The 17,216-nt window shown below is 39.1% G+C and carries 12 protein-coding genes and 1 pseudogene; 8 read left to right on the top strand and 5 right to left on the bottom strand.

Features of this window, described 5'->3' with window-relative positions:
- Positions 1-6: 6 nt before the first annotated feature.
- From N4G44_RS00165 to N4G44_RS00145, 5 genes are all read right to left on the bottom strand, one after another.
- A complete protein-coding gene (locus tag N4G44_RS00165) occupies positions 7-438 on the bottom strand; it encodes a hotdog family protein (RefSeq protein ID WP_474924094.1) in 432 nt (143 codons plus the stop codon).
- A complete protein-coding gene (gene darB / locus N4G44_RS00160; RefSeq protein WP_474924092.1) occupies positions 438-1,577 on the bottom strand; it encodes a dialkylresorcinol biosynthesis protein DarB in 1,140 nt (379 codons plus the stop codon). The genes N4G44_RS00165 and darB overlap by 1 nt, the downstream gene beginning before the upstream one ends.
- 224 nt (positions 1,578-1,801) lie before the next feature.
- Positions 1,802-2,491: a dialkylrecorsinol condensing enzyme DarA gene (locus N4G44_RS00155; protein ID WP_474924090.1), complete on the bottom strand. Its 690-nt coding sequence runs from the start codon at positions 2,489-2,491 to the stop codon at positions 1,802-1,804.
- Positions 2,492-2,534: 43 nt separating this feature from the next.
- The gene (locus N4G44_RS00150; protein WP_474924087.1) at positions 2,535-3,662 is read right to left on the bottom strand and encodes a lysophospholipid acyltransferase family protein; all 1,128 of its coding nucleotides are present in this window, start codon (positions 3,660-3,662) and stop codon (positions 2,535-2,537) included.
- Positions 3,663-3,724: 62 nt separating this feature from the next.
- Complete coding sequence (locus N4G44_RS00145; protein ID WP_474924085.1) at positions 3,725-6,187, bottom strand: MMPL family transporter; 2,463 nt, start codon at positions 6,185-6,187, stop codon at positions 3,725-3,727.
- 330 nt (positions 6,188-6,517) lie between these two features.
- Here N4G44_RS00145 and N4G44_RS00140 point away from each other — a divergent pair, with 330 nt between their 5' ends.
- The 8 genes and pseudogenes from N4G44_RS00140 to N4G44_RS00105 all read left to right on the top strand — a co-directional run bounded on the left by N4G44_RS00140 (position 6,518) and on the right by N4G44_RS00105 (position 17,184).
- Positions 6,518-7,657 (top strand): EpsG family protein, encoded by a 1,140-nt coding sequence (locus N4G44_RS00140; RefSeq protein ID WP_474924084.1) that lies wholly within the window; start codon positions 6,518-6,520, stop codon positions 7,655-7,657.
- 291 nt (positions 7,658-7,948) lie between these two features.
- On the top strand, positions 7,949-9,889 hold the full coding sequence (locus tag N4G44_RS00135; protein WP_474924082.1) for a hypothetical protein: 1,941 nt from the start codon (positions 7,949-7,951) through the stop codon (positions 9,887-9,889).
- 65 nt (positions 9,890-9,954) lie between these two features.
- Entirely contained in the window at positions 9,955-11,379 is a 1,425-nt protein-coding gene (locus N4G44_RS00130) for a T9SS type A sorting domain-containing protein (RefSeq protein WP_474924079.1), read from the top strand.
- Between the two features lie 264 nt (positions 11,380-11,643).
- Positions 11,644-14,202 (top strand): type I DNA topoisomerase, encoded by a 2,559-nt coding sequence (gene topA, locus N4G44_RS00125; protein WP_474924077.1) that lies wholly within the window; start codon positions 11,644-11,646, stop codon positions 14,200-14,202.
- A gap of 147 nt (positions 14,203-14,349) precedes the next feature.
- Positions 14,350-15,417 (top strand): formimidoylglutamase, encoded by a 1,068-nt coding sequence (locus tag N4G44_RS00120; RefSeq protein WP_042280039.1) that lies wholly within the window; start codon positions 14,350-14,352, stop codon positions 15,415-15,417.
- Positions 15,418-15,480: 63 nt separating this feature from the next.
- Complete coding sequence (locus N4G44_RS00115; RefSeq protein ID WP_474924074.1) at positions 15,481-16,056, top strand: hypothetical protein; 576 nt, start codon at positions 15,481-15,483, stop codon at positions 16,054-16,056.
- A 2-nt stretch (positions 16,057-16,058) separates the two neighbouring features.
- Positions 16,059-16,202: a hypothetical protein gene (locus N4G44_RS00110; protein ID WP_474924072.1), complete on the top strand. Its 144-nt coding sequence runs from the start codon at positions 16,059-16,061 to the stop codon at positions 16,200-16,202.
- Positions 16,199-17,184: pseudogene (locus N4G44_RS00105) on the top strand (glycosyltransferase family 2 protein). The gene N4G44_RS00110 and the pseudogene N4G44_RS00105 overlap by 4 nt, the downstream one beginning before the upstream one ends.
- Positions 17,185-17,216 lie beyond the last annotated feature (32 nt).

Genomic DNA, 17,216 nt, shown 5'->3' with positions numbered 1-17,216 from the left:
TACAGTTTATTTTACGGCAGTTTTCATCTGAGATTTTGCAATGATCACGCCATTAACTTTCGTTACGATATCCACCAATGTTACTCCCATCATTTCATGAAGAATGGTTACTTCAGATTCCAGTCGGTCTCCTGTCTTAGGTAAAGTTTCCGCTTCAAAAGATTTAATGGCCCCAATGTATCCTGTGGGAGCGTCTTTTCCTAGCAGGTAATATTTGTAACCTGTGTGTAAAGCAACGCTCTGTGCCTGGTGCTCAATAAGGCCTGAAGCCTGAAATACACCCTCCTGAATGAAAATATTGTCTTCCCTGATTTCAAACCCTGATACAAGATGCTCATCAGAATATTCCGTAAGCTCATGAACCATGACAAACGGAAAACGCTGCGGAATAAGACTTCCCACAAATTCCTGGTCAGAGGTTGGCAGTCTGTTTTCCATTAGCAAACCGTTAACAGGGCACAAGAGTAAGCAAATCTTCCGCTTTCAGGCACACAAAGCAGTACTTTTTCTCCTTTTTTCAGCGTTCCGGAATTCATTAATTCTTCCAGCGCAATGAAAATAGAACCGGCACCGATGTTTCCTACTTCAGAAAGGTTGTAGAACCATTTCTCAACAGGGAAATCCATCCCTTTTTTAGCAAACTCCTCTCTTAAGCCATCTTTAAAGTAACCTGAGGAAATGTGGGCCAGAACATGGTCTATTTTTGCCGGGTCCAGATTATGTTTGTCAAAAGAGGATCTTAAGCTTTCTGCTCCTTTTACAAGGATATATTTGTCCAGGATCTTTGTATCCTGCTTGATCGCAAAAATAGATTCTTTCAGCCATTCATCAGAGGGGTAGTCTGCCCATGATTTCAGGCTTCCGTCTTCCTGCTTGTCGCATCCGGCATACATACAGGCTTCAATTTCGTGGGCATAAGAGTAGAAATCAATAAATTCTATCTTTAAAGAAATCTGATTTTCTCTTGGTTTATTTTCCAAAAGGAAGGCACCTGCACCGTCAGAAAGCATCCATCTCAGGAATTCTCTCTTGAAAGCAATGATAGGTCTTTCTTCCAGTAATTTTAAATTTTCCGCTTCGTGGTTGAATTTATCTGCAGTCATCCATGCAGACATTCTTTCAGAACCTGCACAAACGGCATTTTCCTGCACGCCGGCTTTTACAGAAAGGAATCCGTAGTTCAGGGCATTCATTCCTGAATTACACAGTCCTGTAGCGGTATTAATTTCAATAGATTTTCCGATATTCAGCTCACCATGAACCATAGAAGCATGCGAAGGCTGCATCTGATCTGGAGAAGTAGTTCCAACGGACAATAGCTTCATATCTTCCTTCCTGAAATTTTCATCGAATAATCCTTCTACAGCTTTTGCTGTCAGCTGTGCATTGGTATGGGTAGGATTTCCTTCTTTGTCCAAAGCATAATATCTTGTGGTGATCTTGTTATTTCTTAAAATCAGTGATTTTGCTTTAGAAGGAACACCGTTGATCAGACCAAGATAAGTTTCCATTTCATCATTTGATACCGGGCTGTTGGGTAAATATGTTGATGCTTTTGTTATAAATACGTCGTACATTCTATTTTAAATTAATTCCTTGTAAATATGTTTTTTGTTTTTGTCTTTTAAACCAAAATATAGGGGTTGTCAGTAAGTGTAAAACTAAGACGACAGGTGAAATAATCCATATCGCAGCCATCAAATATACCTTAAAGAATTTTATCAGCAATGGACGTTTCTCTTTTTCTTGATAATGAGGTTGGACCATACGGTAAAGATCTTATTACCTACTTTTTCCACTCTTACCAAAAAGGACGGATCTCTACAGCCCCATTCTTTACCAGGTCAGGCTGGAGACCTGAGAGATTTCCGCTGCTGAAATGTTTTTCTATGATATTCCCATACTTTACTGAGCCTGCAATTTCCTCATCGGAGATTCCGGCGGCCGGCAGTAGGCCTGATTTCTCTTTCTGTCCGGTGGTCAGCCAGCGTAAGATGGTCAGAACACTCGTATAATTATCATGCCTGTCTACCAGAGCAATATTCCCTACCAATTTTGCGCCAAGATTTTTTAAATAGACCTTCAGCTTCTCCTGGGAAAGCATCCACATGTTGCGGGTGCCAGAAATGGTAACCACATCGGTGTCTTTCATAATCTTTTCCGCGAAACTGCTTTTCAGGAAAGAAATGATAGGGATGGACGGGGTAAGGTACCATACCTGGTATCCGAATAAGATGAGGTCATACTTTTTGTTGAGGATCTCATCGGAAGGCGGAAAAATCTCTTTAGGGATCTGAAGATAAGATTCAGGGAAGGTGTTGAAGAAAACGTCTCCCGGCCATGGGAAAGGGAAGTCTTCTTTCAGCCTGATATTATAATAGGTAACATCGTATTCTTCCTTTCTGGCTTCGAAAGGCCGGGCCACATTCTTCACAATATCCTCCAGCTGGCCGGTTTGCGAATAGTAAATGATCAGTATGTTTTTTTTCATTAATATTCTTTAGCGGTTACAAAAATATGCTTTTCATATTTATTTAGTGTTTTTTGAGTATTTTTATTGCTTGCGAACTGAATTTCTGCTGATAATCTGAATTTTTCAGCTCATAATGTGGTATGTTCAGCAGGATAATGGTCTCGGGAAGCTCCTTCAGCGTACTGAGATCAAAATCTTTATCCGAAATCAGAAGAATGTCAATCTTTTTATTGATTTCCGGGATGCTGCTAATATAGTTCAGTTTTCTCCTTTTTACCAGATAGGTTTGTTTGGCTGTTGCTCTTCTTTCTTCATCTTTAATGAAAGAAAAAATTCTTCTTTCTGCCTGGTAAAGGGTGAGCAGGATATCCTTCTGTCCGAAATCATCTGCCATATGCAGAATTGATGCGTCTTTCGGAATATGTTTGTTCAGTTCAAAATAGACGGCTTTGTTGGCATTAAAATCATCTTTGACTTCTTTCACCACTTCACTGTCTTTGTAGAGATAGCTTAAAAATAGTTTTTTTCTGAAATAATCCTCGTCCTCCAGTTTATTTCGAAGTTCCGCAAATTGATCCCGGAAATAGGCATTGATCTTTTTTGTCCTTTCAGAATAGTTTTTTCCAAAGCTGGCATCATCTTTACTGATCCTTTCGCCTACTTTTACGGTGATACTTCCATCATAAATAATAAAGTCTCCTTTGGGAAGGACTTCGGAATTTCCGTGGATGTACAACGGAAGAATATCCAGGCCGAACTCTTCTGCCAGATAAAATGCTCCTTTGTGGAATCTTTTGATATCATTGGTGTAAGAACGTTCTGCTTCAGGAAAAACTACCAGAGAATAGCCCTGGTTAATTTTTTCTTTCAGTTTTTCCATTCCGTTCTCTATTCCCTGGGAAACCGGAAAAAAGCCAAGTGCTCTTACCAGTCTTCCGAAAACCGGGGATTCATACACCCAGTCGTTCACCAGATAGATGATTTTATGTGTGGCCATAGCAATGGCGAGCGTATCCAGGAAAGAGGTATGGTTGGCAATGATCACGGCAGGTCTGCTGAAATCTTCCGCCGGATTTTTTATCACTCTTTTCTTTACAAATGGGTTGGTGTGCAGTACTGATGTTAAAAATTTAGCTAAAATCCATTTAATGATATCTAATGTTTTTCCTTTTGACCTTTTGACAAACATACTTCCGATCAGTGAAAAGACAAATCCTCCCAATCCATAATAAAAGAAGGACAGGACGGATCTTAAAAATAACCCGAAGGTGATCGGGGAAAGCCCTTTTTTGCCCTGTTTGTGATCAGTAGCCTAAACCAGAACGGATAAAGCGTTGAGGTGATAATGATTACTGAGAACATCCCGATTAAGGCGACTAATGCCAGTGAATGCAATGCCGGATGTTTGGCGAAGATTAGAGAACCGATAGATAAAACTGTGGTGAAAACAGCAAGAATAATAGAAGTTCTGTAGGTTGGAAGTTCATTTTTTCCTGTTGTATGCTCCTTCTGCATGGCTTTTGTCAAGAAAATACTAAAGTCATCTCCCACACCGAAAACCAGTGTGCAGACTACGGTACTGAAAATATTCAATTCTAATCCAAAGAAATATAGGATACCTGCCGTCACGATTCCTGTCAGTACAATAGGGAACATGGTGAGAACGGTAAGCTCGAAATTTCTAAAGAAAACGATGATGGTAAGGATGATGGCCAGAAGAGAATAGTTAATGAGCGTGCCGAAATCCTTTTTCAGTAGTCCCAGGAAGTTTTCATTCATTTGCTGACGGTCAATGGCCAGTGCATCGTGGTTCTTTTCAACATCTTTTATGAATGCATCTCTTTTCTTTTCATCTACTTTTACAACATTGGAAACGGTGTAAAATCCATTTTCGTTGCTCAGAAATTCAGAGATCTGCAAAGCTTTGATTTTCTGATAATCCTGAAGGCTTAAAGTGGTATAGTTTTTATTTAAAATTTCATTGAAATTATCAAAAGCAGTATTGTTGAACCCAAACTGATTCCCGCTGCTCACCAGCTCTGAAACCGTGCGGCTTTTTTTATCTCCATTCCAGAATTGATTCCAGACTTCAATTCTCTGTTTCTGATCCTTTTCTGAAAGTACAACGTTTCCAAGGGAATTGTAGCTCAGAATTTTTCCTTCCTGCTTTTCTTTCTCAAGGAAACTGCTTAGCTGGGTGTTTCTTGCCAGCGCCTTTTCTTCAGAATCTCCGTAGGAAATAGTGTAGATAGATTTGGACGTGATGTCGGAAAGCTTTTGCAGCTTCGCTTCGCTTATCTTTAATTCTTTTGGAATATAATTCAGGTCCCCGATATCTTCATTGAATCCCACATGTCTGAAACCGAAAAGGCAGGCAATAATAATGATGGAGCATCCTATGATCAAAGGTTTGTTTTTCTCATAAGGATAAGAGCCGATCCTGTCTATAAAATTCGCATTGTGTTTGTCCTCTTTCTCTTTAGGATGGTAAAGCTGAGGAACGATAATCAATGCAGTAATGGAGGATAAAATCACTGTAATAGCTGCAAAAAGGCCGAGATCTTTCAAGGCCTCAGAGCGTACAAATACCAGGCATAAAAAAGAAACGGCCGTAGTGGCGCTGCTCAGTACAATGGGCTGGGTGATTTCTTTGTAAAGCTCTTCAATATTATTATTGTGTTTGTAATGGGTGAGAATGTGAAGGGCATAATCTATCGTGATTCCAATAAGAATAGCTCCTACGCTTAAGGAAATAGCTGAAATTTTATCTTTTATAAAATAAAGAATCAGCAGGGCAAGCAACACCGAAAATGCAGTCGGAAGAAATACAATAATGGGGGTAAAGAAATTCCTGAAATAGTACATCAGCAGAATCAGCAGTACCGCCATGGAGATCATTACCGTATTCTGGATGTCTTTTTTGATCTGCTGTGCATTGGCTACGGCAATCACCGGGGAACCGAAATAGTTGAGTTCTGTTTTACCCTTAAACTGCTTATTGATATCGTCCTTTATCTGGTTAAGCTGATTGATGAAAGCTTCATTACCTTTGGTATCATTGCTCTTATTTTTAGGATCAATGAAAAGCAAAAGGTTTTTTCCGTCTTTCGTGACGATGTAATTGTCTTCGAGCTTAAAATCTTTGCTGATGTTTAAAGCATTTAATTTCTTAATTCCCAGATAAGTAATTCCCAGAGGGTCTTTTTTAATGAAATCCTTGGTGACAAGGCTTGTAGGGGACACCAGGGAAACATAATTGTTCTCTACCTGTTTGGCGATGCTGTCTTTTTGCAGTTTCCTTTCAATTTCCTTGTAATCATTTTCATCGAGGAAAAGAGGCAGGTTCTGACTTACAAAATCAAATGTTTCCGAAATTTCACTGTCGTTCACCTTTCCCTGGACGGCACCGATATATTTTTTCAGAGGTTCAATTTTTTGAAGGAAAGTATCTGCTGTTTCTGAGAGCAAAAAACCGTCTTCCTTGGATTTGTTTTCTATAATGACTATGATTTTATCCGAAAAATTCAGCTGTTTAAGAACTTTTGCCGTAAGATCGGATTTTTCATTTTTAGGAATAATCTGATTGATATCTTCCTCAAAGTTAATTTTTGAGGCAAAAAATCCGCATATAACAGCTATTCCTAAAGCAATAATTACTGAAAGAATCCTGTTTTTAGAAATCAGATAATATAAAAATATAAAAAAACGATGCATTAGCGTATGGAATCAAGTCTGCAAATTTAATTTTTTCAGTATTAGTTCAAAATATTTCGGCTATAAGTTTTGTCTGAAAATCAACAAAATATTCTAGGCAGAATAAAAAAATATTCTACTTTTGCAAAAGTTCCCTCTTAAAATATATTTTAAACCAATATTTTATTAAAGAAATAAGAATCTGTTTTAGATATGTTGAAAAAAATGATGAAAAAACAAACGGATTGCTATTTTATAATGGTATCCCTTTTCTGCTGTCTGCATTATCTTATGTACAGGTTTGCATCTTACTTTTGTATGCCCAATCAATTAAAACCACATTAGATTAGCATGAGTCTATTACATCCTTATTTTTTTGTTGCGATTGTATACATGCTTTTCTTTAGTGTACAGGAGGTTTTTGGAAAAAAAGTAGATAAAAAATGGTTCTGGTTTTTAGGAATCTATCTCGTTATATTGGTAGGTTTCCGTGATAATGTGGGACCTGACTACGGAAGTTATAAAGGGCTCTATATTTATTCCGATACGAAGAGCTACTACAGTATTTTCATGAAGATGCTTCATATGCAGGGGCCCGACCAGCTGGAGGTAGAGTGGCTGTATACCCTGATCAATAAGATATTGCTGAATGTCTTTAATGCACCTTTTTATGTGCTTACTTTGGTTATTGCTATTTGTGCTATTTTTTTTAAGATAGAATACACGGAAGATAATACTTTTTATCCCTTTACATTTACCCTTTTCATGTTTGTTCCCTACTTCTTTGTTGGGGAAAGTGGACAGATCAGGCAGAATCTTGGGACATTTATTGTTTATTTCGCTATCCGGTATATTAAGCAGCGGAAGCTGTGGCACTACTTATTTTTCATATTTCTGGCATCAGGAATACATACGGTAAGCTACCTGTTCCTCCCGATGTACTGGCTGGCCCGTGTTCCATTGAACAAAACGATAATGCTCATCCTGATCATTATTTCTGTATTTCTTTCACCGTTCGAGATATACCGTGTCTTTGGAAGCTTTTTGGAGGGTATGGCTTCAGACAATATTCTGGTGAACGGTTTAAACGGATACATGTATGAATCCACAGAAAGATTGAACGGTGGTTTCGGGATTCCCGAAGTGATGATGATGATTCTGACCTTCTTCCTGTTTACATTCGATACCAAAATGAAAGAGAAATATCCCTACTACGAATACCACAGAAACTATGCTGTTGTCGGGATCTGTTTCTACTTTATTTTCAGGAATAACCCTGTATTCTCGTCAAGGCTTGTGGGGGCATTTGTCGGGTTTTCTTATGTTTTGATTCCCAATGCAATGTATGTGGTTTCAAGCGGAGTGAAGAAGATGATTTATACTTTTATCATCGCGCTTGTTATCTTTAACATTGTAGTGTTTTCCTCCTTCATAAATATTAAAGTAGGTCGATTTACCATTGATCTTTATAAAAATCATATTCTTCCGTAAAATTAATTTATTACTGATCATATATTAAAAAGACAGCCACAGAGCTGTCTTTTTTCTTGACTTTCTGGAATTATAAAGTTTTATGATTGAGCTGAATCATAAGAAATTTTAACAAAAACAGTTACTTTTGTGTGAAAAGTAGAAATTGCTGTTTTTGTATTTATAATCTTTTAATTATTTGTTATTGTTAATTTAATTAATGTATAATTTAATTATTTATAATATTAATTGGTTATTTGTAACGAGGGCTTAAAAGTTGTATTTCCTTTGATAGCACACAAGTCTAAGGATATGAAAAATTTAATTAAAAATTTTGCGGCAATTTTTTGCCTAGTGTCGATCTGTACCTATTCCAGGAATAGTAGAGAAGTAAAAAAGATCTTTCCTGAGCCCTTGACAGGAAAATCAGTGCTTACGGTAGGGGATAGTTTAACGAACCCCAGCAATAAAATTTTAGCAGTCCCCGACTGGACCAAAGCTCCCAACAGCTATATTTTTGATCCTAGGCAAGCTAGTGAAGGCCTGTTGATTCCGGTAAAAAAAGCATACGCTATGTGGAAAGACGACGGGTACATCAAAAGTGACGGAATTCCTTCCGGGAAAATGACAGCCGATGTCCTGTGGGAAGATACCCATGGTCTTATTAAATCCGGATCCGGATACTCACTCGAAGTCATGAGCACCAATGAAAATGCCAAAATAAAAGTTCCCATCAACAAGGCTAAGAAAGGAAATGCCGTTATTGCCCTGAAAATAAACGGTGAAATATACTGGAGCTGGCATATATGGGTAACTGATGATCCTACCAACGGATCTAAATATAAAAGCTTCGATAATATGGCAAGAATGAGAGCGGATGGAACAGTCGAACCAATTCCCGACTCCGATTGGGGGTGGATGGACCGTAATCTTGGGGCTATAAGCAGCTCTATTACTTCTTCGGACTGGAACAGAAGCGGCGGACTCCTGTATCAATGGGGCAGGAAAGATCCTATCCCGCCTTTAGTGACAAGAGGAAATGATTTCTATGAGGTTTCCGGCTCTATAGGAAGAGTAAGGCATAGAGGCGCAAAGAACATGACCGGTGCTGTAAATATTGATAACCTTACGAAATATGTTCTCCTTTCAAATGCTGAAGTGACCAATAATATCAGGCTTTCCATAAAGAATCCGCTTAGCCTGATCTATGTGAACAAAGATGATAACAGCGGTCAGGCATATTATAATAATAACCTCAATCTTCAGGTCAACTGGTTCGGACGTTCAGCAAATCTGCCCGATAACAGGCTTTCCGAACTTAATCTTTGGTCGGATAATTCCCAGGGACTCATCAGTACCGGATATAACAACGATACCAGTGCCAGGCCTTACAGAGATAAATCATCTTATGATCCATGCCCGAACGGATGGAGAATGCCGTCAATGCTTGTCGCCAACCTGGCCTCTCAGACTTATGTGGATGATATAAGGCTCGATTTTTCCCCTTTCGGAGTCAGAACCAACATGGCGAAAAGTGTTTTCGAAACCAATAAATACCACATCATAAAACCTACTGATAACGGAATGCCATCTTTTATGACTGGATTTAAGGTTTACCCTAATTTAGGTTTTGATCTTTCCAATGCAGGAGGAAATAATATGGGTGTTTTTCCCGGAACGGGGCAGCTGATAAGATCAGCTCACCAGGGTCAGTATACCGATCAGCACCATGTTGCTTTATGGACGGCAACCATGACCAGACATTTTGATGCTTCTCCTGCAGTAACTACCAGAGGTCTTTTTATGATCCCCGACAAAGGCCAGCCGGATGTGCCCGATCCTAATTATCCCAATATTAAGGGACGATATTTTTATATGCCCATGTCAGGAATGTATACTTCCGAGGCCAATGGATGCAGATGTATTAAAGATCCTCTTTATATTGTAGACAACTATGATTTTCCTTCAGAATATCTTGATCCTCCGGCAGAATACAGAGAAGGGATCGATAACCCCAATACCTACCAGGCTGTTAAAAAATCAAGCCTTTTTACGGTAGAGATTCCTGTAAGCAAAGCTTTCTCGGTGCAGAGCCAGTTTTTGAATAATCAGGATATATTGGTTCCAGCGAATTTTAACAGTCTGAAAGCAAATGTACTCTGGACCACCAATACGGCTCTGATTAACAGGATATCAGTCATTAATCCTTCCCTAATTCACTTCAAAGCCTCAGTGATTCAAAAATATCAGTAGACATCAATCCGAATCAAAGTGGAAATGCAGTTGTAACCCTGCATAACGGAAGCATTACTGCTCCGGTGTATTGGAGCTGGCATATCTGGATAACCGACTCTCCTCTGGGATCTTATGTCTATAAAACAGAGCTTCCGGCAACGGAAGCGGTGAACTATATAAATTATGTAAATAAAGCCGATGTTATACTTCAGACAGAATTTATGGACCGGAATCTTGGAGCAGCAGACGCATTTCCAACCGTTGCCAATGCACTTACACCTACTGCTGCCGAGCTTGCCCAAATACGGGCCTCTACAGGAATGCATTACCAGTGGGGACGAAAAGATCCGATCCCGACATTCCAGCATGCGGATAACAGAGGTTCGTTTAGTATATTTTTAGGGACAGCATCAGCAACCGGAACTATTGCCTATACTACTTTAACATATGCTGCTTACAATAATATGTCAGGAAATTATATAGTTCCTTATAATACTTACGCGGCTTCGGTTGCCCAAAGTACAGATAAACCGGCAGATAAAATAGCAAAAGTGCTGTCTTATTCCGTGAAAAATCCTTTAACGTATATGATTCCAAGCACTTTTGCTCCCTATAATAGTAGTATGCCCAACTATACCAATGGAACCGACTGGCTTGCCAATGAACCCAATCTCGCTCCTGACCGATGGGGAAGAGGCGGTGAAAAATCTCCTTTTGACCCGTGTCCGGAAGGCTGGAGAATTCCTGATCTTAGCAACGTAGCCTTGATTTCTAACCAGGACTTTGGACAGTCGCCCTGGTATAAAAAAGACAAGAATGTAGCTACATTTTATAGTGTAAGTACGGATTACTCGGGATACAGAGTTAGAAACCCGTCTACGACTTCTACTATAGGCTATATGTTGATAGGACCATCTTATGTAGTTGGTAACTATCCGAATTCAGGTATGCGGGGATATAGAAATGTGATCGCCAATCAGACTCCTACGGGAACATTCAATAACATTAATTTCCAGTATCCTGCGGTATGGACGGCAGGTTTGGCTTCAAATTACCTGGGAAGGTCAGTGAACGTAATGTTTGATGCTGCTTCTACGGCCAACCGCTTTATTGCCTTTAATGATAATAATGATCCGTATTTTGCCACAAGCTGCCGATGCGTAAGAATAAAATATGATGCCCAGGGAAATGAGGAAGGTCCTATTCCAAGGTTACCGGTTACAGCTCTGGCTTCGGGAAAAGCATCAGCGGCTCTGAGCAGTGCTGAAGTAATGGAAAAAGTAAATAACAATAAAATTTCTTTATTTCCCAATCCGGTAAAAGATATCCTGTATATCAAGGCACCGGAAAAGGATGGCTATTACTATCAGATCTACAATGTCTCCGGACAGCTGGTGAGATCCGGAAAATTTGAAAACGGCAAAACAGACCTTTCTGCACTCAGTTCAGGGGTGTATCTGGTCAGGATTAATAATGCTGAAGAAATTGTGAAGATTATTAAACAGTAGGATTAAAATAGTATTAGATAAAGCAGAATAGGGTTCCTGTTCTGCTTTTTTATATATGTTTTACATCTATCACCATTGATGAAAAATTCTATATCACCTGCTTCAATCAGGATGGACTTTACGCTAAACCGTACTCTCTAAAGGACTTGGTATATCTGAAAATGCCCTCAGGAACGCCTATTAAACCCATCTAAAAATTAAATTAAACCGTTTTAACAAAATGTATATAATAAAAAAGCTTTACTTTTGCAAAAAATTTTTAGAATGTCGAAAAATTTAGTAATCGTAGAGTCACCGGCAAAAGCAAAAACTATTCAGAAATATTTAGGGAAGGATTTTGAAGTAAAATCAAGTTTCGGACACATCCGTGACCTTCCTAAGAAAGGAATGGGAATAGACCTTGCCACATTCAGTCCAGATTACGAGGTTTCGGCTGATAAAAAGAAGCTGGTAACAGAACTTAAAGCTGCTGTAAAGAAAGCTGAAATGGTATGGCTGGCTTCCGATGAAGACCGCGAAGGAGAAGCTATTGCATGGCACCTGGCGGACGAATTAAAATTAAAGCCGGAAAGCAGAAAAAGAATTGTTTTTCACGAGATTACTAAAAATGCCATTCTAAAAGCGATTGAAAACCCGAGAGATATTGATCAGAACCTTGTCAATGCCCAGCAGGCAAGAAGAGTTCTGGACAGGATTGTAGGTTTTGAAATGTCTCCCGTACTTTGGAAAAAAGTAAAACCGGGACTTTCTGCAGGAAGAGTACAGTCTGTAGCGGTAAGGTTAATTGTGGAGAGAGAAAAAGAGATCCGTGAATTTGTTCCGAAAGCAAGCTTTAAGTTGGACGGTATTTTCTTGAATAAAACCGAGCAGGAGATTGCTGCAAGGCTTAAAAAAGACTTCGAAAAGGAAGAAGATGCAGAAAAATTCCTTGAAAAAGCAAAAACTACAGAATTTAAAGTTCTGAATGTTGAGACTAAACCGGGAACACGTTCTGCCTCTGCGCCTTTTACTACTTCTACCCTGCAGCAGGAAGCCTCTTCCAGATTAGGATACAATGTAACCAATACCATGCGTCTTGCACAGAGACTGTATGAAGAAGGGTATATTACCTATATGAGAACGGACTCTGTAAACCTTTCGCAGGAAGCCATTGAAGGAGCAAAAAAACAAATCGTTTCAGAATACGGAGCGGAATATTCATCACCAAGAAATTATACCACAAAATCTGCCTCTGCACAGGAAGCTCACGAAGCGATCCGTCCGACTGATTTTGCAGTAAAAAGCATCGGTGATGCCCAATTAAACAGATTATATCAGTTAATATACAGGAGAACGCTGGCTTCACAGATGGCTAATGCCAAAATTGAGAAGACCGTAATTGAAATCGGAAACGCTTCATTGCCTCAACATTTCGAAGCACAGGGAGAGGTGATCATCTTTGATGGTTTCTTAAAAGCTTACGGGATTGTAAAAACGGAAGATGATGATGAGGAAAACAACGAAAAGCTTCTGCCTAAAGTAAGTGTTGGTGAAATTTTAAGCTATAAAAAGATCACTGCTTCAGAAAAATTCACAAGACCGAGCGCAAGATATACGGAAGCAGGTCTGGTGAAAAAACTTGAAGAGCTGGGAATTGGCCGTCCGTCTACTTACGCACCTACGATCCAGACCATTCAGAACAGAGAGTATGTGGACAAAAGAGAGATTGATCCTCAGACCCGTGAAGTGGTGAAAATGTCCCTTACAAAAGACAAAATCAAAAAAGAAGTCCTTGAAGAAAAATTCGGGGGCGACAAAAATAAATTTGTACCTACAGATATCGGTGAAGTCGTGAATGACTTCCTGACCGATAATTTCAAAGAAATTCTGGACTACGGATTTACTGCCAGAGTAGAGGAAAGCTTTGACGAAATTGCCAACGGAGACCAGAAATGGAAAGAAATGATGACCAATTTCTACTCAAAGTTCCATCCCAGAATTGAAGATGTAGAAGAAAATGCAGACAGAGCCACCGGTGACAGGCTTCTTGGAGTAGATCCCAAAACCGGTAAAAACGTTCATGCAAGAATCGGAAGATTCGGTGCCATGATCCAGATCGGTGAAACGGAAGATGAGGAAAAGCCGATTTTCGCGTCATTAATGGCAGGCCAGAATATTGCAACCATCTCTTTAGCCGAAGCTCTTGAGCTTTTCAAGCTGCCATTTGAGCTTGAGGCATTTGAAGGACAGCCGGTTTCCGTAGGAGTCGGAAGATTCGGGCCTTATGTAAAATGGGGCGAAACCTTTATTAGCATTCCGAAAGGAGAAGATCCTCTTTCCGTCAACCAGGCACGCGCAGAAGAAATTATCAACGAAAAGAAAAAAGCGGATGCACCGATCGCAACTTATAAAGGAGACCCTGTAACGAAAGGCACAGGAAGATTCGGGCCGTTCATCAAATACAAAGATATTTTTGTGAATGTTCCGAAAAGATATAATTTCGACAACCTTTCCCAAAGCGATATTGATGAACTGATTGACGCCAAGCTTGAAAAAGAAGCCAACCGATACATCCAGCAATGGGAAAAAGAGAAAATCTCTATTGAAAACGGAAGATGGGGGCCATTCGTAAAATTCGGGAAAGCCATGTTCAAGATCCCTAAGAAAAAAGATGATACGAAATATGAAGCAGAAGAGCTGAAGGAAGTATCCCTTGATGAGGTTAAAAAATGGATTACCGATCAGGATAAAAATGCTTTTGCAGAGAAAAAGAAGCCGGCAGCCAAGAAACCTGCCGCTAAAAAAACAACCGCTGCAAAAAAGACAGTGGCCAAGAAAAAGTAAGAGTAAATTAACTATACAAAGCCGTTAACATAAGTGTTGACGGCTTTTTTTATCAATAAAAATACCGCAGTATATCAACTTGCTGTGGTTTTTTTGTATGTTTGTTCAATAAATAAATTAACGTATTCTCAAGTTCTCGGATTACATATGGATTTTGAAGATTTTATCATTTCACCAAGGAATTTCAAAGCAGAAAGCTGGCAGATCGGCAGCAGGATCACAAAAGATATAAAGGAAGACAGCATTGTCCTTCTTTTTGTCTCGGATTACAGAGGTGCGGGCGGTGATGCAGAAGTGCAGGACTTTACAGCAGTGAGAAAAGAATTTTATAAGCTTTCACAGCTTGATTTCGAAGTTCCTGTTGTAGACCTTGGAGATCTGGTTTCCGGAAAATCCGTTCAGGATTCCCATTACATCCTTCAGGAAGTTTTGTCGGCATGTCATTACAAAAGAGCTCTTCCGGTGATTATCGGAGGATCCAATGATTTTGCTTTTTCTCTATTCTCAACATTGAATTTTCATAAACAAAATATCAACTATACCCAGATTAGCAATATTATTTCCCTGCAGCAGGGCGAAACAATTAATGAACACACCTTTTTGGGGAAAATACTCGGTTCCAAAAATTTTTCCATCAAAAACTATCACCATCTGGGCTATCAGAAACATCTGAACGAAACAGATTCGGTAAGATTGATCAAAGAAGTACAGTTTGACATTGTCCGTCTGGCGGAAATGATGAATTCCACGGAAAAAACAGAACCGTTTTTCAGAAAAGCAGATCTGGTCACCTTAAACTGTGATGCCATTGAAAGTTTCAGCGAGCCGTTTTCCATGAATCCTCAGGTGAATGGGCTGAACAGGAGAGAGATATGTGCCTATATGAAAGAAATAGGGCTGAGCGAGAATTTAAAATCCGTCGGAATTTTTAATTATAATATTTACTCCGAAAGCCAGCTCAACCACCAGCTGCTGGCACAAATGCTCTGGTACCTGATTGAAGGGATCAATATCCAGCGGTCTCATCCGAAAGAAAGGCATTACGAACTGTTCTATGTTCTGATTGATGATGAACAGTATGCTTTCAAAAGAGATACCTTCAGCAATCTCTGGTATTTTGGAGAAGATGAAAATATAGAAAACTGTATCCCATGTTCTAAAAAAGATTTTGAAGAAGCAAAAAGAGGAACGCTTAATCCCAGGCTGACTTTTTAACGACACATAAGATGAAAAAAAATATTAATTGGTATTGTTCTGTTAGCCGGAGTATTCTGCTTCGTGTATTTCTGGAATAAATATTCCTATGCCGGCGAGAAAGATTATTTTTCTTCCCGTACAAAACCGGAAAATGGTTTGCAGATCGGCATTATTGGCGACAGTTGGGTCGTAAGACAGAATCTGGATTCGCTTTTACAGAAAAAACTTTTGGATAGAGGTATACAATCCGGGATCTATTCATCAGGAAATCCTGGTGCTAAGACCAAAAAGATTTACGAAAACCTTTTTAAAGACGACACGGAAGAATTTTCCTCCAAAAAAATCATCGAAAAAAAGCCGGATTACTGTATCGTAATTGCCGGTGTAAATGATGCCGCAACCCATGTGGGACCTGAATTTTATACCCATCATATGGTGATGATCATTAAAACGCTCCTTCATTATAACATCAGGCCGGTTATAGTTTCCCTTCCGGAATTTGGTGTTGAAGAAAATTTTAAAAATAAAAATATAATCAGCAGCCTTAGCAACAGGGGGGCTGAACTGGTTTTAAATGAAGGCAATCAATTTAAAATACCGGAATACAGAAATGCGCTGTCCGAAGAATTAAAAAAGACGGCCTGGATAAAAAGGTAATCATGCTCAATTTTGATGAAGTAAGCTCTGATTACGATAAAAACCGGGACTTATATGCAGACCCTCTGCACTTAAACAAACAGGGGTATCAGAAATTCAGCGAATTTCTGGCCAACGGAATTGCTAATTTAGAACAAAGAAAATGATGGTCTCAGTTATAGTTCCTGTGTATAACGTAGAAAATTATCTGGCGAAATGCCTGGATTCCCTGGTTAACCAGACTCTTCAGGATATTGAGATTATAGTTGTTGATGACGGCAGCAAAGATCGTTCAGGACTTATTATTGAAGAATATGCAAAGAATTTTCCCGAGAAAATAAAAGCTTTTTCCAAAGAGAACGGCGGCTTAAGTGATGCCAGAAATTTTGGGATAGAAAGAGCTTCGGGCGCCTACATCGGTTTTGTAGACAGTGATGACTACGTTACGGAAACGATGTTTGAAGAAATGCTGCAGCTGGCAGAAAAACATCAGGCTAAAATGGTCATCTGCAATATTCAGAAAGTAGATCAGGACGGGAAAGTAACCCAAAAGCTGACCCAGATTCCCAATATGTCTGAAAAAATAGAACTGGAAGATCACTTCTCTGTTTTTTCTGATCTCAGCTACTTTGCCTGCAATAAGTTGTTCAAAAAAGAGCTTTTCGACCATAAAAGATTTAAAAAGGGAGTTCATTTTGAAGATATTCAGCTGATCCCGCAGTTACTTCTGGAGTGTAGCGTCTTGGCTCAGACCCAGAACTTTCATTATCAGTACCTGGAACGTACGGATTCTATTACAAAAACTCATACCGAAAAAGGTCTTGATATCCTGAAAGCAGTAAAAGACGTGGAAGCTGCATTTGAAAAATCAGGATATTCCCACAAAAGGAAAGAGCTTAAAAATTTTCAGATCTTTGAAGGGGTATATTCTTTTCTGGCTTACCTGGCTTTTGTAAAAGACAGCGGAATATTTTATAAAATGGATGCTGAACTGGCCGTTTTTATGGATGAAAGAAAAATAAAAATTCGAGATATATTAAACTATAATCGTTTTGGTAAGAATTATCTTTTATCTTTGCCGATGAAAAAAAGATTTTTTATCTGCTGTTTTTTGCAGGACAAAAGAAGCTGATAAGAAGATTGTTGTAACACAAATGATAAGTACAATTATTCCAGTCATT

This window comes from Chryseobacterium sp. GTID13 (genome assembly GCF_056172655.1).
This window is presented reverse-complemented; position numbering and strand designations above follow the sequence as displayed.